Raw genomic sequence first — 24,012 nt, 5'->3', positions numbered from 1 at the left:
CCTAATAGTCGAAGTAAATAAATGGCAGACTACCCTGCGGCGCCAGTAGCCAAACGATGTAAAAGCATAATGGGACGAGTAGTAATTTGAGGTGCCAGTTGAATGCGAGTTTGAGATGACGCTTAAAAAAGTATGTTATTGCTATGCAGGTGAATACAGCACCTAGTAGAAGCGTAAGTTGGTACTGGCTAATTTTTAAAGCTTCAACATATACGAGTTGGGAAAATTGAGCATCGGCAGTGTGTCCCCAAAGACGTTGGGCTGCTAAAGTTGAGTCGCGGAGGTCAGGTAAGCGAAACCATATCCAGGAGGTAAATACCATTAACTGAGTTACGAACCATGCGAACATAACACCAATTGGTGATTGCCAAAAGTGTTCGAGAAATTCTATACGGTCGCTGATTTTATCTACGAGTCGATGCACTACTAAAGCTAAACCGTGCATCATTCCCCAAACGATAAACCCTAACGCGGCGCCGTGCCAAATTCCACAAACGACCATAACAAACATTAAGTTGACACATGTTCGTTCTAAAGAAACGCGCGAACCACCAAGAGGAAAATATAGATAGTTTCGCAACCAGTCTCCTAAAGTCATGTGCCAACGGCGCCAAAAATCAGCAATACTCGTGCTGAAGTAGGGAGAGTCAAAGTTTTCTGGCAATACCAAACCAAACAGCATTGCACTTCCACGAGCTATGTCAACGTAACCGCTAAAGTCTAAATACAACTGCAAACCATACGCGAATGTTCCTAACCATATATCAGTACTACCTGCACGTTGAAGGTTGCCAAAACAAATATCTACAAAAATACCAATGTTATCGGCGAGCAATCCTTTCTTGACGGCGCCACGGGCTATTAGCCATAATGCTTCGGCAATGATATTTGAGTTGGGTAGTGCGACTTTAAATTGGTTGGCTAGCTGGTGGTAGCGGGTTATGGGACCGGAAGTAACTTTGAAAAAGAGTAATTTGTAACTGGCAAATTTGATCAAATCTTTTGTTGCTGGGGCGCCGCGATATATATCTACTAAGTAAGCTATACACTCGAACACAAAGTAAGATATACCTAATGGCACCAGCAGTTTAAATGTATCTAAACCAAAGCCTTTGATTGTAGCTTCAGGTAAGGCAAACTTTAAAAACGGTATTAGATACTTGAAACCAAATAATAAAGCAATATTTAAAACTATTCCCAAACATACCAAACTTAAGCGGCGCCGATTCCAGTCTGCTTGAGCATATTGCCACTCGTCGTTAGATATACGCCAATCTTGAGTATGTTGTCCAGGTGAGGTGTTTTGTCCGATTTCTAGACCTAAACGATAATTTATGTAAACAAGTATTAATAGTAACGGTAAATACTGTGGTTGGTAGGATATATAAAAAACTACGCTTGCAATTAGGAGTACCCACAAACGCAGTTTTTCCTGACCAATACACCAGTAAATACCAAGAACACTTAGTAAAAAGAATCCGTATAATATTGAAATTAAACTCATTTTTTATTTATCCAAGGAATCATTGGGTCTTTGGCTAGCTTGTTGGAAACTTCGTAGGCGCCGTAGCGGTTCAGGTGACTAGGGTCAGAGAAAAAGTCGTTGTTTTGGGGAAAGAGCTGGTTTAAGTCGCGGAACACAAAATGCGAACGTTGGGTACTATTTTGCACTATGTACTCTTGAAACAACTGCTCGAACTGTGTGCGAACAGGGTCTAAATATTCGGCTGTTAAAGGCATATTGACGAATACTAAAGATATTTTTTGAGACTGAGTAAACTTTAATATCTCCTGAAAGGCTGCGTCTTGGTCGCCTCCAAGTAGAAATGATTTATAGTCGTTGTCGTAGCTACCGTTAACTTTTGGATGCTTTTGGTAGTAAATACTTGGCTCAAAACGTATCGATAACGGCAAAAACCCATCAAAGTCTACTGACTGTGCTGCTTCTTCTGCATCAGTAACATTTGACTTGGCGGGATTTTTCGATTTATCTGCAATATCTTTACCTGTTAAAGCATCTAAAGAACTACCTAATAATGCTTTGATTTGCTCGCGGTTTTGGTAAGTTCCTGATAAAGAAGCTAATCTATCGTTTAACCAGTTATTAACTACTTGATAGCTGTTTTGCTGTTGATTGGTTGAGTCATCAGGTTGTTTATTTGTTGTACTATCAATATCGCCACGAGCTATTGATTTTTCGATAGCTTGTTTATAGCCTGGGGAAGCTGCTATTGAGCGGAACGTTATATCTTCGCGTCCACTGTTAAAAGCACGGGCACCATCTGCCCAGACAATTAATTTTGGTAGTTCTTTAGGTTCAAGGACTTTACGCAAAACAAAGTCAACAACTTGAGCGGTGGCGCCGTTGATACCAAAGTTAAAGACATCTAAATTGCGGTAGCCTTGAGTTGCTAGTGCTTTGGAAAGCGCAACTGGGTCAATACCTCTTAGAGCGCGCGAAGAACCAACAATTAAAATATCTGGTGGTTTTCCAGCGTTTTTCTGTAACCGTTGCCGATATAGTGCCAACTGCTCATCAAGCTGACGAGCGTTGAAAGTAGGCGTTTGGGTACGTGCAGCTAGTAAAATTGCTGTTGCCGTACCTCCTCGCTGTTGATTTTCATTACCTGTGTCCTGCGTAAATGCCGAAGCGTTAAACGTTGTCTCTTTGCCTGAATGATTTTTGGATTCGGTGTTGGTTGTGTTGGTGTTAACTGTAAGTGATGCGTCCGTTTGATTCTCCTTTTGATTCTTTATTGGGGATGTTTCGGTCACTTTACTTGTGGCAAATGATGCAGGTTTTGGTTGCTGCGAAAAATGGTTTAACACCCAATCAGTTTGTAGCGTTAATAGTAATCCGACTATTCCCCAAACAACCAGGGTTAAACGTCCTTGCGCTCCAGAATTTTGTTCTGGAAGATTCGTTTCTTTATCTGTAAATAAATGCGTGGAGAGTAAAAGCTGTCTTGCTGTTGTTCCCCAAGAATGCGCGATTTGCTTAACAAAACTTTGTACTTCTTCTGGTGTTACGTCTTTCCGTAGCACTTCCTCATCGGGTGGTGGCAACAGTTCTTTAACCATTGCAGCAGTTACAGCAAATTCTGGGGGTGGTTCTGGAACTAAGCGCTGTCTCGGTGTAAAATCAACGCCGTAGTGCCAAGATGGTTGTTTGTTGCCTGCACGGCGCCCATACATCCGCACTCCCGATATTCCTGGTATTTTGATTTGACGTAGTAATTTAACGATTTGAGTTGTGACTTTTTGACGCTGTGGGCAAATTGGAGCATCGCACATCACGTGCATTAAGTCTCCTTTTCGCAGTAGCAGTACACGTATTCCACCAGTTTTGAGGCGCCAATCTAAGTCAGGATTTAATAAGCGTTCTATTAAGAAAACAATCGCTGGTTCATCCCCACAACTAGCTAGGTCGATGGGGGGTATTAATAACGCTGGATGATTTGAAGCTCTAAGCGTAAGCCAATCTATCCATGCTGGAGAAGCTTCTGCGCTAACTTGTCCGTACACAGTCGCAGCACTAATTCCTTGTGGAGCAACATCATCTAAAATGGCGCCTACTTCTTTCATACACAACCCCCGTCTCGGCGCCGTTGATGCCTTATTAGATGTTTTACTATCGGCTGAAGTACAGAAAACGTGTAGCGTTGATTCTTGTAGAGAGGTAGTGATTACAATTTTGTCAAGTGATTTTTCGTTTAGTTTCTCGTTTAGTTTTTCGTTAAGATACTGAGCAAGTGCTTGTATATCACCCCAACGTGCCCAGTCTTTGAGCATTATCGAAGTTGGTGTTAAATCTATCCGTAACATCCAGTCAGGTTTTGTTTCTCCTTTAACGTGGGAAACAATAACAGCATCTTGATAACCAGCAAGTTTGAGGAAACGTAACTTCTGGGCAACTGGTTCGGCAATAAGTGCTGGGTCTGGACTGTAGCTTGATTTACAAAGTACCCACAATCGATTGCTATTTTCTGTACTTTCGTTATCTTGACTTTGTTGCTTTTTGACTTTAACGCGGACTCCAATGCCTAAAGAACTGAGAGTCTCGCTTAAATACCGAGCAATTGCTTCAGGGTCGCCTTTTTTTGCTAAACTCTCATTCGAGATGATTATGGCGCCTGTTGAGTGACGCTGTGTATCTCGAATTAATGCTTGGTTGACTTGTTCGAGATGACGGTCGAGTTGATTAAGAAATACTCGGTGACACCATTCGGGTCGCTTGACGGCTTTTTTTCGACCGTAAACAAATACTTGATATATAGAAGGCTGTTCGCTGTTATCGTTACTTTTTAATGCTTCTAAATCTGTTTGCTGTAAGGCATTGAGTAAATCTGATAAGGTTTGCCACCTCGACGGACACTCCACAGCTTCACACAAAATATGTAAGTCATTTCCCTGCAACCTGATTTTCACCCCTAGAGTGTTAATACCAGTTGCTTGACTGACCCACTGCACTATTGTTTTTTGACGGTCTGGTAGTACTGTTTTCATGGAAAAGCGTGCGTTAAGTAGTAGATAGCGGTCACAATCTTAGGTTATTAACAGGTGGTGAGAGCGTAGAGGACTAGTAACAACAGCAGTTTATTTGTAAACTAAAACGATAGAATCATTAAATCATGAAGTTTTTTTAACATTTTTGTCACCCTGTTAGCTTGCTTCCATTCGCTCTCGAAGGTTTTTCAAGCTGCCTCAAACTGAAATTGGCTCTTAGTCATTTTGCCATTTATCCTACAACAACTCAAAAAACAGAATGTCATTAAATAGCTCAAATCCCCATAACCACGGATTAAACGTTGGTTTATTTACGATTCCTCAATCTATCCTCCTCCAAGTTGGTACTGTTTCTGTCTTCATGCTGGTTTTAGCACAAAAAACAGCAACTGATACTCTTACCGCTGTTGGACAAGCGTCAGAAGAATTGCTACGAAGCGAGCGCTTGCCTATTCTCGACTTCCCAAGTCAAAATCAGAACCAAATTTGAGTGAATTCATTATTACGTAAAAAAATATACACATCTACCCAAAAAGTATGCGGTACTTTCCCTACCGATATTTCTCGCAATACAGAATAATTGAAAAGTCATCGGCTCTACTACAACAGAGGATATGAGTTCCCTTTTATACTCTTCCACTCAGGCTGTGAATAACTACCCTGCATCCGATTTATTTTTGCGCCATCGCCTTCAAGTTATGGAGGAGTTATGGGAAACCGTGCTGCGTCAAGAGTGTGGTCAGGAAATGGTTGATTTATTGCGGCTGTTACGCGATTTATGTTCGCCAGAAGGACAAGCAACTAAAGACCAAGCAACCGAAGTATTTAGGTTGATTGAACAGCTTAACATTAATGAAGCAATCCGCGCGGCACGGGCTTTTGCGCTGTACTTCCAGTTGATTAACATTATCGAGCAGGACTACGAGCAAAGGCAGCAAATGACTCGGTACGAGGGAGAACCAACTACTGAAGTTGAGGACACTTTACCCAATATTGTCCACCAAGATAATGTTGAGGGACTTCCTGTTAATAGTGGACTGGGTGCTGATTTACTTACAAAAAGCTGGCGCAACTCTGGTTCTAATAAACAGAAAGGTACATTTGCTGCATTATTTCCTCAGTTGTTCAAGCTTAATGTTCCGCCACAGCTGATTCAGCGATTAATAGCACAGTTAGATGTACAGTTAGTGTTCACAGCGCACCCTACTGAAATTGTTCGCCATACAATTCGTGGTAAACAGCGTCGAGTCGTGCAGTTACTACACTCACTTGATACCCTTGATAAGCGCTTCGGTGGCGCCACGAATGCTCCGGTGTGGGAAACTGAGGAAGTGCGATCACAGTTGGTTGAAGAAATACGTTTATGGTGGCGTACCGATGAGTTGCATCAGTTCAAACCATCCGTACTGGATGAAGTTGATTACGCGCTGCACTATTTCCAAGAAGTTCTCTTTGACGCTATTCCCCAGTTATTTCGTCGCTTTAAACAAACTTTACATACAACTTATCCTTGGTTAGAACCGCCAAGCAAAAACTTTTGTAAATTTGGTTCTTGGGTTGGTGGTGATAGAGATGGAAATCCTTCTGTAACACCCGCCATTACTTGGGAAACAGCTTGTTATCAGCGCAATATTGTGCTTAAAAAGTATATCGACTCAGTAAAGGAGCTACGTGAGTTATTAAGTGTTTCGATGCAGTGGAGTGATGTACTTCCTGATTTACTCGAATCGTTAGAACTTGAACAATCTCAGATGAGCCAAGTTTATGATGAACTAGCGCTTCGGTATCGCCAAGAACCATATCGGCTCAAATTATCGTATATCCTCAAACGACTTGAAAATACACTCGCGCGTAATTCAGCGCTGCAAAGACGGGAAAATATAAAAGATATTTCAGCTCCTGCATATCGCTCTGGAGAAGATTTTTTAGCAGAACTGCGTTTAATTCAAAGCAACCTCAGTGAAACCGGCTTAACTTCTCAACTTCTCGAAAACCTAATTTGCCAAGTTGAAATTTTTGGCTTTAACTTAACCAAGATAGACATTCGTCAGGAGTCTTCGCGTCACTCGGATGCATTGAACGAAATTCTCGAATATTTGGGTATTCATTCAAAACCCTATAATGAACTTTCAGAAGCTGAACGGGTTGAATGGTTAACCAGCGAACTCCAAACCAGGCGCCCATTAATATCTGCTGAGTTACCGTTTTCTGAAAAAACCAATGACGTTATCGAAACGGTACGTGTTGTTAGGTCACTTCAACAGGAGTTTGGTTATAACATCTGCCAGACCTACATTATTAGTATGTGTCGCGAAGTTAGCGATGTTTTGGAAGTGCTGCTATTTGCCAAAGAAGCAGGACTGTATGACCCAGGAACAGCAGTTGGAACGATTCAAGTAGTGCCTTTGTTTGAAACGGTGGAAGATTTGCTGCGGTCGCGCGCGGTTATGAAGCAGTTATTCGAGTTACCTTTATACCGTGCCTTGCTCGCTGGTGGTTTTTCTGTGATGGATGTACAGACTCCATCCTTTCCTGAGTCTCCACCTCTGACTCCCAACCTTCAAGAAGTAATGTTGGGGTATTCAGATAGCAACAAAGACTCAGGGTTCCTCAGCAGTAACTGGGAAATTCACAAAGCCCAAAAAAGTCTGCAAGAAATAGCGGAGAAATATGGTGTAAATTTACGCATATTTCATGGTCGTGGTGGCTCAGTAGGTCGCGGTGGTGGTCCAGCATACGAAGCTATTTTGGCGCAACCAGGACATAGTATAAATGGACGCATCAAAATTACAGAGCAAGGTGAGGTATTAGCATCGAAGTATTCATTACGCGATTTAGCTTTGTATAACTTGGAGACAATAACTACTGCTGTTATCCAAGCTAGCTTACTGCGAACTGGGTTTGATGATATCGAGCCTTGGAACGAGATAATGGAAGAATTAGCCGCACGTTCGCGTAAACATTACCGCGCGTTGATTTACGAACAGCCTGATTTTATAGACTTCTTTCACTCGTGTACACCTATCGACGAAATTAGCCAGCTACAAATTAGTTCACGTCCGGCAAGGCGCCCATCTGGTAAAAAAGACTTAACGGGGTTACGTGCTATTCCTTGGGTATTTAGCTGGACACAAACTCGGTTCTTGTTACCCTCATGGTATGGTCTTGGAACCGCACTTCAGGAATTTCTCAATGAAGAACCTGAAGAACACATGAAACTGCTGCAATATTTCTACATGAAGTGGCCATTCGTCAAAATGGTTATTTCCAAAGCGGAAATGACGTTAGCAAAAGTAGACCTGTTAATGGCACAGCATTACGTCAAGGAATTATCACATCCTGACGACCGTGAGAGGTTTAATAAAGTCTTTGACCAAATAGCTAAAGAATATTACCTCACCCGTGATTTTGTATTACAAATCACAGGACATAAAAATCTCCTTGATGGCGACCCTGTGTTGCAACGCTCAGTTCAATTACGCAATGGTACAATTGTGCCGTTAGGATTTATCCAAGTATCACTGCTGAAGCGTCTACGTCAAACTAAGAACACCCCGACATCGGGTGTTATCCACTCTCGTTACAGTAAAGGTGAACTCTTACGGGGCGCCTTGCTTACCATTAATGGTATTGCGGCAGGAATGAGAAATACAGGTTGAACTCTTCCAAAGATAGATATCTTATATAACATCTTGTGGAACGGGCATCCCTGCCCGTTTCAAATTATAAGTTGGTAGAACGGGGCTTGCGATGCCCATCCCACAAGAACGGTTGGATACTGTAAATTTTTTTATGAATAAAAACCGTGTATTAGTTTGTACTTTTTTAGCTTTGACATCGGGATTTTTTGCAGGCTTTGCGGGCTGGCAAATATCGATGAATGCCAGGAGCCAAAAGTGTCAAAATCAAGTGTGGGGAGTTAGAGAAATATGCAGTGTAGCAGTTGCTCCTGGCGCCATCTGGTCAGGTAGTACTACTGGTTTGTGGACTGGGACAATTTTAGGCGCCTTTGTTGGGGGCTTGGTGACTAAAAAGAAGTATTAAATCTCTTCATAATCACCGTAAATCGTAGGCGCCTCTAAATCAGCCAAAGTCGTCCAAAGGGAAGTGCTGGTGTCGTAACAATACCACACCCTGTCTTTACCGCGATAACAAAAAAGCGAACGACTGCCAGCACTGAAGTCATCAGTCAAGTAATATAAAACACCGCGAAATGGGAAAGTTTTGCGACTAAGCCGTTTTGCAACCGCTTGGTTTGGACATTCCACAACGAATACGGGTAGTCCATCAAGATGCGTTAGCGAGAAAAAACACATCCGCAAAATCGCGCGTAACCAACTTTCCGCACTATCGAAATAGCTGTCAATAATTTTATTGGTCAGAGCTTGCTCCAGTGAACGATTTTGTAAATATGGAGCATCGATGTCCGACATATCGTTACCTTACCTTACCTTAGCAACACCTTTGGTGCTTAGGTTAAACTATATAACCGCTTACTGGCAAGTATCTTTATCAAAATCCCAATAAAGCATTGTTTTAGCTTGTGAGTGCCCTATCTTGGTAAAATTGACAATGGAATATGATACAAAAAAGCCATGTCTGTTGAAACTAACCAAGCCAACCAGGATACCAAGGGTGCTGATGCCATTGACGAAGCAATCGCGCGCGGTATTGATTTTGATGGAACTCCCATCCCAGAAGCAAAATTAGAATTGTATAACAAAGTCATGGGACTCGAGGCGAACCGTCAGCGTAGTGGTGTATCCAATACCATGCGTTCGCGTATAGTCCGTATAGGCGCCAAACATATTCCTCAAGCTGAACTTAACCAAATGCTATCAGGCGCCGGTTTTGCTGAACTCAAAGAGAAAGAAGTCGCTTTTTATTACGGTGGTAAATAATCTTTTTATTACGGTGGTAAATAATTGAGAGGTAGGGTGCGTGACGCTATAACAATCGCGAAGTAAAACTTATGAACTAGTAGCGTCACGCACCTTACTAGTGGTCTGTGTCAATAGTTTTGGGTTGTTCTCTCTTCCTTTGTGTTCTTTGTGTCTTTGTGGTTCTTTTTTCTAACACCCCAAAACTATTGACACAAACCACTAGCTTACCAATTTGTAAGGTGCGTGACACCACTAGTTCATTAGTTTTGTTTTGTGTTTGTGATGGTGTCACGCACCCTACCAAAAATCGCTGACTGCATACCCTAAATCAGCTAGCATGTTTCGCAGTAAAGGTAAACTTAACCCAATGACGTTACTGTGACAGCCTTCGATTTTTTCTACAAACACGCTTCCCTTACCTTCTAAAGCAAAGGCGCCTGCACAGTTTAATGGTTCACCTGTTGCTACGTAAGTTCTGATTTCTGAGTCAGTTGCATTTGCAAAGTAAACTTTTGTAAGTTGAGACTTGACAATCATCTTACTTTGTGTAGTATCTATTAAAACGTGACCAGTTAGCAAGTCACCAATTTGACCGCGCATTTCATGCCAGCGAGAAATAGCTTCTTCGGGAGTTGCAGGTTTACCGTGAATTTCTCCGTTGAGTGCTAATACCGAGTCACAACCCATAACTACAGCATCTGCAAACTTAGGAGCAATTCTTTCAGCTTTTCGCTGGGCAAGTACCTGTACTAATAATACTGGGTCGCGTGACTGCACTTGTGATTCGTCAAAATGACTTACAGAGACTACTGGTTCGATACCAATAGTCTGTAATAACCGACGACGTGCGGGAGAAGCTGAAGCAAGTACAAATTGTGGAACACCCATATTTTCTACACGTAATTACTTTGTACTTCCTATATTTAATAAACTTTAAACGAATCGATCGAATTTTCGATCAAACGCTTGACTCTCGGCCAACGTCTTTCTGTGACTGAGGCATTGAAAGTAAATAATTTACCACGACTAACAGCTACATTGGCAAGGTTATGGCGTTTTTGGTTATTGGGAAGCTTGATTAAGTATTCCAATTTATAATACAGCTTGCCATCAATTTCCCTTTGGGCATCGTTTATTAATTCTGCCTCACGACCAGAACCTTCGGGCGCCAGTGCATTTTTACCCAGTTTATATCCTACTTCCCCTGGTGTACCTAACTCAGTTAATGATTTACCATCGGGAACTGGGCTAATTACGACTGAGATATTTTCCGAAGGCTCGATAATATCATGGAACACTACAACCGGACCATTCGCAACTTTAACTTGCACCCAGCCATTGGGGTATAAGAACTCATAACCATCTGTAGTGTCTGTAAAATTCTTTAACCCAGCGGCAGCTGCAATGTCTGAATAACCAAAGCTGAAGCTAAGAACTAACAGCAAAATCAATCCAATTCGTTTCCACATTTGTTTTCAATCCCCTCTAAGCTCGAAGCAATTATATATTTCAACAATATATTTTGTAATATTTCGTTTACATTCTCTCATCAAGCGTGACTATAAGGAACCATGTCATACACAACATACGAGGTGCGCTGGTTTAATTAGTGGCGCCATACCCCTTGATTAGGACAGGCAAGATGCCTATCCTACGGGGAAATACGTGCCATAACTTGGGTTTTGCTTAATTCGTTTACCAATCTTTGTGCTTGATGTTTGTAAAGGGGACATGGTAAGGTTTGCGGTAGTTGAGTCATGACATTTCTAGCTGTTGCCATGTCGCAACCTGAAATTCTAGAAATTACTGCGGCGCCTTCAAATGCAGCTTCTTGGGAAACGGTTTTTTCGATAATTATTGACCAATGTTTCTGTCTGATGATTCCGCGCTCAATTTTTTGTAGTTCTTCGATAGTTGCTAGGACTATGAGTTTATCATCAACTCCAAGCCGTGTGTCATCAGATGGCATAAATTTTGGTGGGTCTGCTATGGCTTTTTTATATACAATTGGGACTACACTATAACCGTAAGCAATCTCTGATAGTAATTTGCCGTTTAAAGTATCATCGGCTTTGATACAATATTCTGCTACTAATGTAGTCTGACCGTTAAGTCTAAATAAGCTAATAATATTTTCTCCAAATGCTGCCGCAACAAATGCCTCTGCGGATAATGAATAGGCGCCTAATACCCGTGCAAAAGGTAGTAACTGAGCAATATTTTCACTAAATCTAGGGTCAAATGTACGGATAACTAAATTGGCACCTGGATTCTCAGAATATACTCGCAAAGCTATTTCCAAGTTAGCAACTTCATCATCTGTAACGGCGACAACACTTCTGGCTGTAGTAATATTTACTTTATTTAGGGCTTGTTTAATATTACCAATTACTAAAGATATATTAGGTAATGCTTCCGTCTCAACTTCTGTAGCGTGGACTGCAACGAGCGGTTGTTTGAGTTCATCTAAGAGTGTTGCTACACGTTTACCAACACGTCCTAGTCCAACTAGTACTACATGGTCAGCTTTGGGTATTAAAGGGCGCCGCTTAGTAAATTGAAACTTGGAAGCTAAAACGCGCTCGGTAAGAATAGCATAAAGAATACCAACAAAAACTGTTCCAGCCACAGTCAAGCTAATACTGAATAAATGTAGCCACCAAGGTATTGGAAAGGGTATTTGCAACTGCCCGAATAAATTATCATAACCACCAATACTTAGAACAATTGAGACATTAATCGCGTCTTGCCATGAAATTTTCGGATATTGAAGTTTGTAAAATACAGTTCCACATATAAATAAACTAAAAATAAACAGACCGCTAAATACTGCTACACGCTGAGTTTGACTTCTTTCTTGCCACCATTGTAGTGAATTCGTCAGCAAATTTTTCCACTCAATACCAGCAGATACTTTTTGCCAAATTTTTGTACGTCTTGTGGAAGACACCGAACGCGCGACTTGAGTATCTGTTAGTTCGATATAAGCTACTGTGTCACCGTCCAACACGGTAGAGTCTAGCTCCCATTCATAAAAAGCTTTTGGTTGAGCTTGTCCTGCACGTGTATGAGTTAGTATTCGTCGGTTTGAATTATTAAATTCGCAAATTTGGCGCCTCACTAACCAAGGATGCGTAGTACTAATGTCTGCTCTGACAACTTTTAATAAGCTACCCTCAATAGTGAAAAATCCTCGTGTTTCACTACCCAAAGCAGCTAACGCGAAGCTTTTCGCAGGAAGTTGAGTTGCATCGAAAGCAGCAAAGTTGCCTAGATTTTGCAGCAACAACTCGTTGAGATTTTCTTGTGATGAACGAATTACTAAACGAACATTCGGATTTAAAGAACGCGCGGCAAATGCAGCAGCAATATTTGTGCTTTCATCACTCGTAACAATTAATATCGCGCGGCAGTAACGAATACCAGCTTGCTCAAGTATGTGAGGTTGCCGACAATCACCAGTAACTAGGTTATCGAGTTTTGCAGCTAAATCAGGAATTTGCCACTTTGGATTTTCGCTCATCTCGATAGCGTGTACGGTAACACCAAACTCAGAAAGCACAGCTACACAATACTGACCTAAGTTACCAAGTCCGCAAACCAGAAAGGAATTGACGCTTCGATGTTTATCCCGCTGCATAGTTTATTTTTATATAACTATATTTTATATACAAAAAACTACCTTATTTTTATGCAAATTAATATTAATTTTAAATTTGTAGATACAAATAATAATTTTAAATTTGTAGAGACGTGATTAATCACGTCTCTACACCACAGGCACCAAAAAATAATTTTGTAATAATTTTGGTCAAATTTAAAAACTTATGCCATCATGGCAAAGGACAAATCTAGTACTCGTAAATAAATATACTTATGGCTTGATTACGGAAAAGGGAAAGCGAGTATTGTAGTATCGGTTGTTTATTTAAACAGGAGAATTAAATGCCTTTAAAGAATTATGGCGTACTCAAAGGTCGAGTTATAGACCGTAAGCTAGGTGAAGGACAAACACCTCACTACCAAGTACTACTTACTGATGGAGACACTAAGTATCGTATTGCCATCAACGTTAAATCAAAACAGGCGCCGTCAGAACTGTTTTATTATTTGGACGAAAACTTTGACCATCCGATAGTAAAAGGACTAACGGAGCTAGATAATGGTTTTCATGAAGTCCCGTCAAAACCAGGTGGACTTGCTTTAGACTTCATTCGCGGCAACTTGTTTGACACAGCGCAGATGAAACCTTTACCATACAACGTTCCTGGGCCAGATAATGACTTAAACGAACTTATCGAACTATATATCGAGCGAGCAATTGAAAGTGAAGACGCTTCAATATACGCTTTTGGAGAAAGATGGGGTCCAGAAACAGACGTTAAAGACAAATACTTTGGTTTTCTTCCAGGTAACGGTATCCATGATATCCACATGAACCAAGGTAATGACGGTAGATTCCAACGAGATAATGGAGTTTGGCAAGATGGAGGATTATTAATACATTATCCATCACGTTCTTCATGGGTAGGAATTTTTCTAGCTTTCCAATCACAATCGTTCCACACCGACGACAGAACAGGAAACCGTATCGATACGGTTATACCAGAAACTACCGCAGCAATTCGTATTGTTGCAGCACTGGTCAACCCTGTTGGCAAAGACAAAAATCAAGAAACTGTTACTTTACTTAATACTTCACCTGAACCAGTTGACTTAACGGGATGGGCAATAGCTGACAAATTGAAAGCGAAGCACTCACTCACTGGTACTATCAATCCAGGTGAAGTTTTAAAAGTAGCTTTAGGTAGTGCAATTAACCTAGATAACGAAGGCGGTATTATTACCCTTCTCGACAACAGTGGTCTAAAAATTGATGGTGTTTCCTACACCAAAGAAAAAGTTAGCAACGAAGGTTGGACAATCGTTTTTTAACAGGGTAGGGTGCGTGACACTACAACAATTTTTAAACGAAGCGAATGATATTGTGGTGTCACGCACCAAAGCGAGAGTTATAGTAAGGCGCCAACTCCCTAAATTTAATGACATGAAGCAATAGTTACATCCGTTGATAAAACATTGTCTCGTTATAAAAGTATCGTTTATAGCCTAAATAATTTAAATTAAGTAATATTATGGAGTAAAAATCGCCTTTTTATATTGGACATAAGTATATATTTTAACTAGTGTTGGGTTACGCTGACGCTCCACCCAACCTACGTGTTTATTCTTTTATTTGTAGTACTACTAGCGTCATGTCGTCGGTGTTTTGTTTGTCGGTGCCAATAAAATCATGTACTTTATCGAACATATAATCTAGTATTTCTTGGGGTTCACTATATATACGGCAGGCGGTGCTGAGTGCTGTAACTAGGTTCTCTTCGTCGAATCTATCGCCACTCGCTGAGGCTGCATCAGTTAAACCATCTGTATAATAAATAACAACATCTCCAGGTTCTAGCTGCGCTTGACTGTCTTCATATTCACTATTTGCATCTAGACCAATTAGCATTCCAAGCGTATCTAAACGTGATATTGTTCTGGTTGCAGCGTGCCACCATAATGGAGGATTGTGGGCTGCATTACTGAAGTATAAAGTTCGCGTTTGTGGGTCAAACTCTGAGTAAAAGAGTGTAACAAAACGATTGGAGTTTTCTAAATCGGCGTACATGACGCGATTTAAGTTTTGTAATATTCGTTTGGGTGGATGACCGTGCAATACCTCACCTCGTAACATCCCCCGCATCATTGTCATTATTAACCCAGCAGGGACGCCTTTACCCATAACGTCACCAACTACTAGACCCCAACGTCCATCATCAGGATTAATCTGATTATTACTATTATTCGTACTATTACTTTTACCGCTAGGTTGAATTTGGTTGTGATTGGTTGGGATAAAATCATAGTAATCACCACCAACGCGATTTGCTGGTTTACACCGCGCGGCTAAAGCTAAACCTGGAATTGTCGGACATTGACGCGGTAGAAGGCGCCTTTGAATTTCGGCGCCAATTTCCAGTTCTTGGTCGAGACGTTCTTTTTTCCGCAGTTCTACTCCTAATTCATCGTTTTCAATTGCGACAGCAGTCTGGTCTGCAACTAAACGAACTAGTTTTTGACGTGTTTCAGTCCAAGTGTAATCTGGGTCACGACTCAAAACATATAACCATCCTCGCTCATTATGTTTGACGAGTATAGCTGTACCAAATATTTGTACATCTGGACCTAAATGGCGATGCATTTGGTCATCTAACATGCCAGTCGTTGTTAAAGGTACAGCATTGGTCAATAATGTGATTTGACTGCTGGCTGTTTCAAGCGCTTTACGAATATCTTTACGCTGAAGGCTATCTTGCCAGTGCAATTGTTCTAACCGAACTTGCCCATTTGGCTTGTAAAGAAATAGGGCACTACCATCAGCATCAGTAACTCGCGTTGCCATCAGCGGAATTAACTCTAAAAACTGATTTAAATTATTAAAGCTTCTAAGCGCAAATCCCAACGAACTCAGCAAGTCTTGAATTTTATTTTGCTCGCGGTGTAAACGTGCCACAAGTTCTTTCAGCGCTACCACTGGAGTGACATCAGTTGTAGTGCTGGTATTGCTGTTAGTGGGTTGAGAAGGTGGTTGAGGCACAGGTATTGTTTAACTTTAATCTTTTAGCTTAGTATTGCTACACCATATTGGGGCAAAGCTTGTAATTTTTGCAAGCGTATTATGACGTAGGATAAAAACTTTATAAGTATTTCATTATTTCCCCTAAGAAAGTTGTTTATTTGTATGCAATTTTTCATAAAACTTTAGTAATTTATACTTAAATCACTTTGATTGAACTAACGTAATTCTACTATCTACTAGAAGCTTACAATAATCTCACAACCTAATTAATACATCATGTATCCTAAGATAGACAAAGGATAATAATTTTATATTTACTCCCCATGATAACTATTTTGACAAAGGGGTGACAGGTATAGGGGGTAGGCACGTCGTTGAGAGTTTACGCACTGTATTATACCCGTAGTTAGAGACTAACAAATCGAGTACTTTTGTTCAATCATTAAATTTTCAAAAAATTACTATCATCCAGACTTAGGTCGAGGGAGGACAGCTACAAATATAGCTACAAATATATATATAAGGGCTTATTAGACCATATGCTACCTCTTCTTGCATTTTCCGCTCTTAGATATTAGTTGATTCTGTTAAACTGACTTTTGGGCGACTTTTTACTTTTGAACTGCAAGTAAATACTTGAGGTGCTGTAAGACACGTCTTTATCGGCGCCTCCACATCTCAATTATTCAGGATGCAACTGATAATACCAGTGATTGTACGTTTTATAAAAAAATATTAGTTTCGTTTTGACAAAATTATCAACTGACAACTAATATCGAACGACAGACTGTTACATCTTAGTTGCTAAGTAAAGCTTCGACAAATTCGTAGCTAGAGAAAGGACGAAGGTCTTCGATACCTTCACCGGCGCCGATAAATCGAATTGGTAAACCTAGCTGTTTGACGACAGCAAGCGCGACACCACCTTTGGCAGTCCCATCGAGTTTAGTTAAGACTACACCACTCAACTGGGCAGCTTGAGAAAAAACTTCAGCTTGTCGCAGTCCATTTTGACCTAATGTTGCATCAAGCACCAACAGTGATTCTACTTTAGCTTCGGGGGCTTTTTTGTCGATGATTCGGCGGACTTTACTGAGTTCTTCCATCAAATTCTTCTTGTTCTGCAACCGTCCTGCGGTATCTACTAACAGTAATTCTGTCGAACGAGCGTTTGCCGCAGCTATTGCATCAAATACTACTGCTGCTGGGTCTGTATTCTTACCCGGATTTGATATGACTTCAACATTACTACGTTGACCCCAAACTTTGACTTGTTCAACAGCAGCAGCACGGAAAGTATCGGCGGCGCCAATCAAAGTACGGTAGCCTGATTTTTGGGATAGATGGGCAAGTTTACCAATAGTTGTAGTTTTGCCGGCGCCGTTAACACCAGTCATGAGCCAAATATTGAGAGTATCCTTTTCTGGGGCAAAAGTATTCTTCTGTGATTTTTGAATGGGAGCTTCGAGCATATCTGTGAGAATGGTCTTTAGATATGCAATTGCTGCATCTGGGGGTAGCGCATCAGAACGAAGTTTAGTTTGTAAAGCATCAATAATATAGTCGGTTGCCTCAACTCCAACATCAGCTTGTAAAAGTAACGATTCAATTTCTGTTACTGCATCAGAGTTAAGGGGTCCTTTGCCAACGATTGCCTTAAGCTGATTTACTATATTGCGACGAGTTTTCGTCAAACCCCGTCGTAGCTTTTTAAGCCAGTTAATTTCCTCTATTGAAACATCTTCTGGGCGCCGACCTTGAGCTGCAAGCACTTCGGCTGACCATACAAACCCCTCATCAAACTCTAGGTCAGATGTTTCTGTTTCTGTTTCTGTTTCTGTTTCTGTTTCTGTTTCAACATTCGTATCAAATACTACCTGTTCTTGTGGTGCATCAATATCAACTGCGGATTGCATCAACCGTTCTTGTCTAGCTTTACGTTCAGCCGCAGCACGTTCTAGAAAAGATAAATTCGCTACTGGTTGTACTTCCGTATTTTTTTCGGTATTAACAGCTTCCGTAGACTCAGTAGTATTAACTATAGAATTAACTATTTCTTCTTGTACAGGTGCTTCGTCGATGGGCGCCTCAACAGTAGTTGTTTGTTCAATAGTTTGTTCAATAATCTGTGGCTGTGGTTCAAATGTATCTATATTGTTAGTATCGGTAGGCGCCTCGGATACAGTAGATTGAGATGATTCTTCAGTCTGCTTCTGTTGAATATTTTTATACGCAGCCTTAGCAAATGCCAGTAAATCAGTAGAGGAAGGCGCCGCATCAGTTTCAGAAGGCGCCTGTTGTTCTGGCTGTTCGGTTGACGTTTGTTCGTTAGGAGTATTTGAAGAATCGTTATGTTGACGACGGAACCAGTTAAAAGCCATTGTTATTTAGGGAATAAGGGGCGAAAAAATAGAATACAAAGATAATTTAATATAATTTTAATGTATATGAAAATATCAACCCCCCGTATAATAAACAGCAGGGGGGTTGGGGAATTTTTATCCTCTAGCTCCGACTTCAGATTGCTTTTCAGTAACACGACGTAAAACCCCGTTAATAAATCTATGTCCATCAGCTTCGCTATAGCGTTTAGCTAATTCCACAGCTTCATTAATAGCCATACGGTCTTCAAGATTTAAGAATCGCATTTCTGCTACCGCAATACGCAAGATATCACGGTCGATTTGAGCAAGACGGTTTACTTGCCAATCAACTAATGCTTGAGATATTTCTCCGTCGATGAGACTTTGATTCTCATTGACAGTGCGAACTATATTGATGGCATAGTGTGCGACATCTTTATCTTGGTTTGCAAGCTGGATTAATTCGGGAAACTCAATAGCAGCACCTAGCTGGTTAATTGCTGTTTGAGTATAAGAGATAGCTTCTTTAAGCATTGTGCGCGCGGTTTCAAGGTCGCTAGCACGAGTTTGGCTAGTGAGTAGACGGTCATTACTACGCTGTAATTCACCTGCTGCGCTATCGAGAGTATCTTGCACCTCCGAACGGAGAGTGCGAACTGCTGCGAGTACTAGTTTGGGTAACTGTTCTTCGGTCAGCTTCTTGGGGTTTGCGGGCAACTGACTCAAGCTTAGAAGTGCCAGTTCGCGCGCAATTTGACGAGGTTTACGCTCTTGCATATTTTAGATTTTGGATTGTGGATTGTGGATTATGTAGATATATGGAAATAGGGTTTCTTGGTTTCAACTTCTGATTAATTTTTCTTCATCGGGATTATTTGAGTGTTATTCGGCGAGTGGAATTTTGACTTTATGCTTCGGCGCCATTACTAATGGGGGTAGGGGGGTGTTTGGGGCAACTATACCACCAGAAACTATAATTTTGAATGCATCTTCGATTGACATTGATAGATTAACGACTTCATCTTCAGGCACTACAGCATACCATCCGGTGGTAGGGTTTGGAGTAGTGGGCACAAACACGCTTAACACTGGACGTGGTAACTGCGCTTGAATTTCGTTGCTAATGGCGCCTGTTACAAATCCGACAGACCAGACTCCGCGTCTTGGATATTCTACCAAAACAACTCGGCGAAACTTGCCATTTGTATCTTTAAGTAACGTTTCGAGAAGTTGCTTTAGAGTTTTGTAAACCTGTCCAGCTAAAGGAATCGCTTGTACTATTCGTTCACCGACATCAAGTAACCAGCGTCCAGCAATGTTACGAGCCATTAATCCCATTAAAAGGATACTTAATAGTGGAACTGCAAAACCAACTAAAATATTAAGTAAATTAACTAAAATCGGGTGCAATCCGTCAAAGGGATTAACTTGCTTGGGTATTCGGGTAAGAAAGTCAATAACCCAGTTAGCAATGGTAATCGTCAGCCAAATTGTAGTTGCCAAAGGTATAACAACCAGCAACCCAGCAATCAGGTCGTTCTTTAAGTCTTGCTTCAAGCGTTCGATTACCAATCTCCCATTCTCCTTGTTTAGGCTAGTAGAACTTTTTTTATTGGCACTCATACAACCAACGCGCGTCAATATATAACCTGCACGCTCAATATAAACTCATTAAGTGTTACTCGTGTGCTTACTGCTTCTTAGAGATGCCTAGAAGCCTTGTTACTATCGTTAATATGCTAATATTTTTAACCTTGTAACTGAATGTTGCAAGTTTTAATATTTATTCTAATATTACCGTGCCAAATTAAGTTCTACCGGAATACCGAACTGAACCGTGCAAATAGCCGCATAGAGGCAGCTATCTTTGATGACGGACTGTGCAGTGAATTCTGAAAAAGATAAGAAGTAGTGATACAAATATTAATTTATGTTACAACCCATCTTGTAGAATAGGTATCCTGCCTGTTCCAGCAATAGTGGCGCCGCTTAACTTTCATCGAATAATCATACGAGAATAGTTAATACGCAAACTATTAACCCTAGTGACTCAACAAGTTTAGTGTTCATATTTACACGTTTTCTGTGTATTGCTAGTTTGACATGGCTACAACTTGCTAGTGTTGGGATGAATAAGACTTACTTAATTTTAGGTTGGGTTGCGTTTATGTTGGGTTGCGCGCTTCGTCCATCCAACCTACGATCTATTAATGGGTTCGAGTGTTTTGGGTTCTGTATCGGCAGGCGCCATGTTTGTAAGTTCCCAGACTTTGAGTAAAATTAGATATTCGTAAAAGGCTTGCAGTGTACACCATGCAAAACCCGCGCGACCATCTAGAAAGCCACCGAGTAAAAAATACATATAAATAAAACGAATAATTGGGCGCCCAGGTAAGCGTAACGATAAGTCTTTGAGCGCGCGTCTACGTTCGACTTCGGAACTGCCTAGAAATAAATCTCGCCATTTAACAGCGCCATGTTGAAGTTGATATACTGTTTCTTTGGCTTCGTCGGTTGAGTAGCGGTTGTGTTTGTCAATCCAACGACTCAGCCCTTTACCACTTGTATAATGTGGATAAGTTTCTTTTAGAAAGCTTGTGGCGCCGTCGCAAACTTCACGTTCGGTATGACCGTAGTCACTAAACCAAACTTTACCATAACGGAATAATCGTAGTTGATAGCGTGGGTATTGGGTACTGCGACGAATCCACGTATTCATAAACATGACTCGTTCCGCTACATAATAACCTATATACTGTGAGTTAGATTGGCTTGCTGCAATACATTCCGCGAATAACTCTTTTGTCATCCGCTCATCAGCTTCGAGTATATATACCCATTCGTACTTTGGCTGTATATTTTCTAGCATCCAAGTACGCTGGCGCCCGTGACTTTCAAAAGCATGTTGAATAACGCGCGCTGGGTAACGATTTGCAATTTCGACGGTGCGGTCACTGCTTATTGAGTCCACGACAATAATATCATCCGAAAGCATCGCTGACTCGATACAAGCAGCAATATCTAACTCTTCGTTATAGGTCAATATGTAAATCGATATCATTATCTTTATATCGTGGAAATATTTAAATTATTGTATCAAATAGTGCTGAGTGCTGAGTGCTGAGTGCTGAGTGCTAAGTGCTGAGTACTGATTGCTGAGTGCTGAGTGCTGAGTGCTGAGTGCTGAGTGCTGAGTTGGGAGTTGGGAGTTACTACTCAGCACTCAGCACTTTCTACTCATAACTATTATCTTGCGGTAGCTTTACGCGCGCTACTTTGTCCCATACCCATGCTTCTCATACCAGTCCAACCGATGATGATGTAACCGATGGAGAGTAATAAGCTGCTCATCCCAATACGTAAACCAGATTTCCAAGCTTGGTCTTTAGCTTGTTTTTCAGCATTTTCTTTTTGCTCACGAATCTGACGCTTTTGTTGGTCTGCTAACTTTTGAGGGTCGCTTTGTGAAGCAATAAAGTCATCAAGCACTTTGGGGTCAGTTTTAGCTTTTTTAAGCACTTCTTTGACAGGAGCAGGGATATTTGGATTTTCTAGCGCTTGCTTATATTTTTGCTCGTCTTTGAGAAGTTCTGAAAATTGTGCTTTGGCTTGAGTTTTTTGCTTTTCTAGTTCAGCTTTAACTTGGTCGTTGCCTAATTGAGCTTGAACTTGAGATAACTGGTTATTGAGTCGGTTTTCTTGCTGTTCTGCTTGTTTGCCAATTTGCTCAACGGTTTGTGCGCTAGCTTGACGAACGTTGTTTAAGTGCAGAGGAAAAATTAACAAAAACATCAAGCCCAAAATGCTCGATAAGATGAATGCAGGTAGTCTCAAGTCAAAACCGCCAAATTTTTCTTCACCTTCAAAGCTATCTGCCCAATACCCAGCAATTAACAATCCCAAACCAACCATAGGCACAATACCACGGTCTACCAAAGCAGTCGCCAAACCAATTTGCCAAGCTCTATCAGTTGGCTGGAAAGGAAACAGCAAAATTATAAAGTCAATTAGGAAAGATAAGAGTAGGATAATTCCCCCTACTTTGAGGGTACGCGAAGCTGTCGCGGCTGCAAAACTGTTAATCATAGGTTCTCGTTTGGGTAGTACAAGTGCTTGTTATATTTAAAGTTACTGGAATATTGTTCCCCTAACCTTATCTGTTCTTTACAATAACGACAACAAATTTATACGTAATGATAATTTTTTACTTCTTTGGCGAACTACACTACAGTAACACCTGCCTTTTCCCGTGTCCTCAGAAAATTTACAGTAATTAAGTATACCATTTGGCAACGGATGTAACGGCTAGTTGATATAATGTCCGATTATTTTTCGGGTTGTGTTGGAGACCATTTTGATTCAACAGCTAGAAGAGAATTAGCATAGGTAAAAATCTGTGCTAATTCGGATATACTATCTAACTCTGCTTTTTCTTCTTTTGTAATTGACCCTAATTTAGTTTTCTTTAATAGGTCATCGGAACAAGCTTGAAGTTCATCCGTAAACCTGAAGAGATTGAGATTATTTACTTTCTCAAGCTTAATCCCTGTCTCTAACCAATATGAAGGTATCATCAATTTCGGATTAATCATGGTATTGGCATCCGTTACATCTGTCGTATCCGTTACATGTGTTGCATCCGTTGCAAATTGTTCCATACCTCCAAGTCTTCGGGACGGTCAATGTCTGCTAGCGGTGCCAGGTGTGTACAAGATATACCCAAAGTTTGGGCAATATCCATAGTCTGCTGTAGTACTTGAGAAGTTCCCCAACTAATATTTTTGAATAATTGAGGGATGAAACGGTATAACCCAATCAAATAATAGCCACCATCAAGAGCTGGTCCCAACACTAAGTCAACTTCGTCAAGATGTGCAAACGCTGTTGTTAACAGTGCTGCATCAATACCAGGACAATCTGTACCAATGATAATTGTTTTAGTTGTATTTTTAGTTTGATTTTTAGTTGGGGCACCATGTTGAAAAGATTCGTTGAAAGCGCGCGCCATACGCTCACCCAAATCACCTTCTCCCTGTAGCTGATATATTAAATTAGAGCCTAACCAAGCTTGCATTAGTTCTAAGTTACCACCAGTAAAACGTACTTCGATAGAAATATTCAATGGTAAAACTTGAGACAAAGTATGCTCAGTCATCTCACGATGAAGATTTGCTGCACCCTCGGCGCCAAGTGTTGGAATTAATCGAGTTTTTGTCCTGTTAGGTTCAGGGTAACGAGTAAATATGATTAAGTGTTGCATAAAAAGTGGTAAGTAATTAGTGCTGAGTGCCGAGTGCTGAGTGCTGAGTGCTGAGTGGTAACTTATAACTCATAACTCATAACTCGCAACTCATAACTATACTCAGCACTCAGCACTTTCAACGAGCGCACTGCTTAGTAGCAGTATCTACCGTTTTCGTCAGGTTCATAATTTTCTGTACCTGTACGCATGGCGCCTAAGATGGTAGAGACAAAGACACAACGCTTGATTTTACCCCCATATTTAGTAGATAGTGTTATTCTGCCAAGAGGTGGGTTTACAGTACCTCGAAAATCGAATACAGTTCTGCGAACTCCATTGTGGCGTTGCATTGTAGTTTCAACATCTAGGACAATATTAGCTTCGAGTTGATTCCAC

At 40.9% G+C, this 24,012-nt stretch carries 20 protein-coding genes and 1 pseudogene; 5 read left to right on the top strand and 16 right to left on the bottom strand.

Annotation, left to right across the window (positions count from 1 at the left end; genetic code table 11):
* Nucleotide 1 precedes the first annotated feature (1 nt).
* Nucleotides 2-1,504: an MBOAT family O-acyltransferase gene (locus AC2JBO_RS21545; protein WP_496955701.1), complete on the bottom strand. Its 1,503-nt coding sequence runs from the start codon at nt 1,502-1,504 to the stop codon at nt 2-4.
* On the bottom strand, nt 1,501-4,506 hold the full coding sequence (locus AC2JBO_RS21540; RefSeq protein WP_496955700.1) for a DUF1574 domain-containing protein: 3,006 nt from the start codon (nt 4,504-4,506) through the stop codon (nt 1,501-1,503). The genes AC2JBO_RS21545 and AC2JBO_RS21540 overlap by 4 nt, the downstream gene beginning before the upstream one ends.
* A gap of 259 nt (nt 4,507-4,765) precedes the next feature.
* Here AC2JBO_RS21540 and AC2JBO_RS21535 point away from each other — a divergent pair, with 259 nt between their 5' ends.
* The 3 genes from AC2JBO_RS21535 to AC2JBO_RS21525 all read left to right on the top strand — a co-directional run bounded on the left by AC2JBO_RS21535 (nt 4,766) and on the right by AC2JBO_RS21525 (nt 8,550).
* Nucleotides 4,766-4,996 (top strand): hypothetical protein, encoded by a 231-nt coding sequence (locus AC2JBO_RS21535; RefSeq protein ID WP_496955699.1) that lies wholly within the window; start codon nt 4,766-4,768, stop codon nt 4,994-4,996.
* A gap of 124 nt (nt 4,997-5,120) precedes the next feature.
* Complete coding sequence (gene ppc / locus AC2JBO_RS21530; protein WP_496955698.1) at nt 5,121-8,165, top strand: phosphoenolpyruvate carboxylase; 3,045 nt, start codon at nt 5,121-5,123, stop codon at nt 8,163-8,165.
* Nucleotides 8,166-8,298: 133 nt separating this feature from the next.
* Nucleotides 8,299-8,550, top strand: coding sequence for a hypothetical protein (locus AC2JBO_RS21525; RefSeq protein ID WP_496955697.1), 252 nt, complete (start codon nt 8,299-8,301; stop codon nt 8,548-8,550).
* Here AC2JBO_RS21525 and AC2JBO_RS21520 read toward each other — a convergent pair.
* On the bottom strand, nt 8,547-8,939 hold the full coding sequence (locus AC2JBO_RS21520; RefSeq protein WP_496955696.1) for a transcription antitermination NusB family protein: 393 nt from the start codon (nt 8,937-8,939) through the stop codon (nt 8,547-8,549). The two genes, AC2JBO_RS21525 and AC2JBO_RS21520, sit on opposite strands and share 4 nt — an antisense overlap.
* A 162-nt stretch (nt 8,940-9,101) precedes the next feature.
* Between AC2JBO_RS21520 and AC2JBO_RS21515 the strand changes: the two genes are divergently transcribed.
* Nucleotides 9,102-9,407, top strand: coding sequence for a small RNA NsiR4-regulated ssr1528 family protein (locus AC2JBO_RS21515; protein ID WP_496955695.1), 306 nt, complete (start codon nt 9,102-9,104; stop codon nt 9,405-9,407).
* A gap of 279 nt (nt 9,408-9,686) precedes the next feature.
* On the opposite strand, the gene AC2JBO_RS21510 is transcribed toward AC2JBO_RS21515, so the two are convergent.
* From AC2JBO_RS21510 to AC2JBO_RS21500, 3 genes are all read right to left on the bottom strand, one after another.
* Nucleotides 9,687-10,277: a Maf family protein gene (locus AC2JBO_RS21510; protein WP_496955694.1), complete on the bottom strand. Its 591-nt coding sequence runs from the start codon at nt 10,275-10,277 to the stop codon at nt 9,687-9,689.
* A 35-nt stretch (nt 10,278-10,312) separates the two neighbouring features.
* Nucleotides 10,313-10,858, bottom strand: a complete 546-nt coding sequence (gene psbP / locus AC2JBO_RS21505) for a photosystem II reaction center PsbP (protein ID WP_496955693.1) — start codon at nt 10,856-10,858, stop codon at nt 10,313-10,315.
* Between the two features lie 182 nt (nt 10,859-11,040).
* Nucleotides 11,041-13,029, bottom strand: a complete 1,989-nt coding sequence (locus AC2JBO_RS21500) for a potassium channel family protein (protein ID WP_496955692.1) — start codon at nt 13,027-13,029, stop codon at nt 11,041-11,043.
* Nucleotides 13,030-13,334: 305 nt separating this feature from the next.
* Between AC2JBO_RS21500 and AC2JBO_RS21495 the strand changes: the two genes are divergently transcribed.
* Nucleotides 13,335-14,324, top strand: coding sequence for a DUF2278 family protein (locus AC2JBO_RS21495; protein WP_496955691.1), 990 nt, complete (start codon nt 13,335-13,337; stop codon nt 14,322-14,324).
* A gap of 289 nt (nt 14,325-14,613) precedes the next feature.
* Here the strand turns inward: AC2JBO_RS21495 and AC2JBO_RS21490 are convergent, their stop codons facing one another.
* The 10 genes and pseudogenes from AC2JBO_RS21490 to AC2JBO_RS21445 form a co-directional block, all read right to left on the bottom strand.
* Nucleotides 14,614-16,035: a PP2C family protein-serine/threonine phosphatase gene (locus AC2JBO_RS21490; protein ID WP_496955707.1), complete on the bottom strand. Its 1,422-nt coding sequence runs from the start codon at nt 16,033-16,035 to the stop codon at nt 14,614-14,616.
* A gap of 773 nt (nt 16,036-16,808) precedes the next feature.
* The gene (ftsY, locus tag AC2JBO_RS21485) at nt 16,809-18,392 is read right to left on the bottom strand and encodes a signal recognition particle-docking protein FtsY (RefSeq protein ID WP_496955690.1); all 1,584 of its coding nucleotides are present in this window, start codon (nt 18,390-18,392) and stop codon (nt 16,809-16,811) included.
* A 117-nt stretch (nt 18,393-18,509) separates the two neighbouring features.
* The gene (gene nusB, locus AC2JBO_RS21480) at nt 18,510-19,151 is read right to left on the bottom strand and encodes a transcription antitermination factor NusB (protein WP_496955689.1); all 642 of its coding nucleotides are present in this window, start codon (nt 19,149-19,151) and stop codon (nt 18,510-18,512) included.
* A 105-nt stretch (nt 19,152-19,256) separates the two neighbouring features.
* Nucleotides 19,257-19,997 (bottom strand): DUF502 domain-containing protein, encoded by a 741-nt coding sequence (locus AC2JBO_RS21475; RefSeq protein WP_496955688.1) that lies wholly within the window; start codon nt 19,995-19,997, stop codon nt 19,257-19,259.
* 574 nt (nt 19,998-20,571) lie between these two features.
* Nucleotides 20,572-21,435, bottom strand: coding sequence for a glycosyltransferase family 2 protein (locus tag AC2JBO_RS21470; protein ID WP_496955687.1), 864 nt, complete (start codon nt 21,433-21,435; stop codon nt 20,572-20,574).
* A gap of 27 nt (nt 21,436-21,462) precedes the next feature.
* Nucleotides 21,463-21,597, bottom strand: coding sequence for a hypothetical protein (locus AC2JBO_RS21465; RefSeq protein ID WP_496955686.1), 135 nt, complete (start codon nt 21,595-21,597; stop codon nt 21,463-21,465).
* Nucleotides 21,598-21,620: 23 nt separating this feature from the next.
* Entirely contained in the window at nt 21,621-22,460 is an 840-nt protein-coding gene (gene hpsJ-B, locus AC2JBO_RS21460) for a hormogonium polysaccharide biosynthesis protein HpsJ (protein WP_496955685.1), read from the bottom strand.
* 239 nt (nt 22,461-22,699) lie between these two features.
* The gene (locus AC2JBO_RS21455; protein WP_496955684.1) at nt 22,700-22,966 is read right to left on the bottom strand and encodes a hypothetical protein; all 267 of its coding nucleotides are present in this window, start codon (nt 22,964-22,966) and stop codon (nt 22,700-22,702) included.
* A 32-nt stretch (nt 22,967-22,998) separates the two neighbouring features.
* Nucleotides 22,999-23,634 carry a TIGR04282 family arsenosugar biosynthesis glycosyltransferase gene (locus AC2JBO_RS21450; RefSeq protein WP_496955683.1) on the bottom strand — a complete coding sequence of 212 codons (636 nt, stop codon included), beginning with the start codon at nt 23,632-23,634 and terminating at the stop codon, nt 22,999-23,001.
* 134 nt (nt 23,635-23,768) lie between these two features.
* Nucleotides 23,769-24,012, bottom strand: a pseudogene (locus AC2JBO_RS21445) (prepilin-type cleavage/methylation domain-containing protein); the annotation flags it as partial.

Source organism: Calothrix sp. CBUCES-K 9914 (assembly GCF_059640475.1).
This window is presented reverse-complemented; position numbering and strand designations above follow the sequence as displayed.

What these genes read in the sequence shown, in the direction of transcription:
- AC2JBO_RS21545 (WP_496955701.1), bottom strand. Translation starts at nt 1,504, where the DNA reads ATGAGTTTAATTTCAATATTATACGGATTCTTTTTACTAAGTGTTCTT.
- AC2JBO_RS21540 (WP_496955700.1), bottom strand. Translation starts at nt 4,506, where the DNA reads ATGAAAACAGTACTACCAGACCGTCAAAAAACAATAGTGCAGTGGGTC.
- AC2JBO_RS21535 (WP_496955699.1), top strand. Translation starts at nt 4,766, where the DNA reads ATGTCATTAAATAGCTCAAATCCCCATAACCACGGATTAAACGTTGGT.
- ppc (WP_496955698.1), top strand. Translation starts at nt 5,121, where the DNA reads ATGAGTTCCCTTTTATACTCTTCCACTCAGGCTGTGAATAACTACCCT.
- AC2JBO_RS21525 (WP_496955697.1), top strand. Translation starts at nt 8,299, where the DNA reads ATGAATAAAAACCGTGTATTAGTTTGTACTTTTTTAGCTTTGACATCG.
- AC2JBO_RS21520 (WP_496955696.1), bottom strand. Translation starts at nt 8,939, where the DNA reads ATGTCGGACATCGATGCTCCATATTTACAAAATCGTTCACTGGAGCAA.
- AC2JBO_RS21515 (WP_496955695.1), top strand. Translation starts at nt 9,102, where the DNA reads ATGTCTGTTGAAACTAACCAAGCCAACCAGGATACCAAGGGTGCTGAT.
- AC2JBO_RS21510 (WP_496955694.1), bottom strand. Translation starts at nt 10,277, where the DNA reads ATGGGTGTTCCACAATTTGTACTTGCTTCAGCTTCTCCCGCACGTCGT.
- psbP (WP_496955693.1), bottom strand. Translation starts at nt 10,858, where the DNA reads ATGTGGAAACGAATTGGATTGATTTTGCTGTTAGTTCTTAGCTTCAGC.
- AC2JBO_RS21500 (WP_496955692.1), bottom strand. Translation starts at nt 13,029, where the DNA reads ATGCAGCGGGATAAACATCGAAGCGTCAATTCCTTTCTGGTTTGCGGA.
- AC2JBO_RS21495 (WP_496955691.1), top strand. Translation starts at nt 13,335, where the DNA reads ATGCCTTTAAAGAATTATGGCGTACTCAAAGGTCGAGTTATAGACCGT.
- ftsY (WP_496955690.1), bottom strand. Translation starts at nt 18,392, where the DNA reads ATGGCTTTTAACTGGTTCCGTCGTCAACATAACGATTCTTCAAATACT.
- nusB (WP_496955689.1), bottom strand. Translation starts at nt 19,151, where the DNA reads ATGCAAGAGCGTAAACCTCGTCAAATTGCGCGCGAACTGGCACTTCTA.
- AC2JBO_RS21475 (WP_496955688.1), bottom strand. Translation starts at nt 19,997, where the DNA reads ATGAGTGCCAATAAAAAAAGTTCTACTAGCCTAAACAAGGAGAATGGG.
- AC2JBO_RS21470 (WP_496955687.1), bottom strand. Translation starts at nt 21,435, where the DNA reads ATGATATCGATTTACATATTGACCTATAACGAAGAGTTAGATATTGCT.
- hpsJ-B (WP_496955685.1), bottom strand. Translation starts at nt 22,460, where the DNA reads ATGATTAACAGTTTTGCAGCCGCGACAGCTTCGCGTACCCTCAAAGTA.
- AC2JBO_RS21455 (WP_496955684.1), bottom strand. Translation starts at nt 22,966, where the DNA reads ATGATTAATCCGAAATTGATGATACCTTCATATTGGTTAGAGACAGGG.
- AC2JBO_RS21450 (WP_496955683.1), bottom strand. Translation starts at nt 23,634, where the DNA reads ATGCAACACTTAATCATATTTACTCGTTACCCTGAACCTAACAGGACA.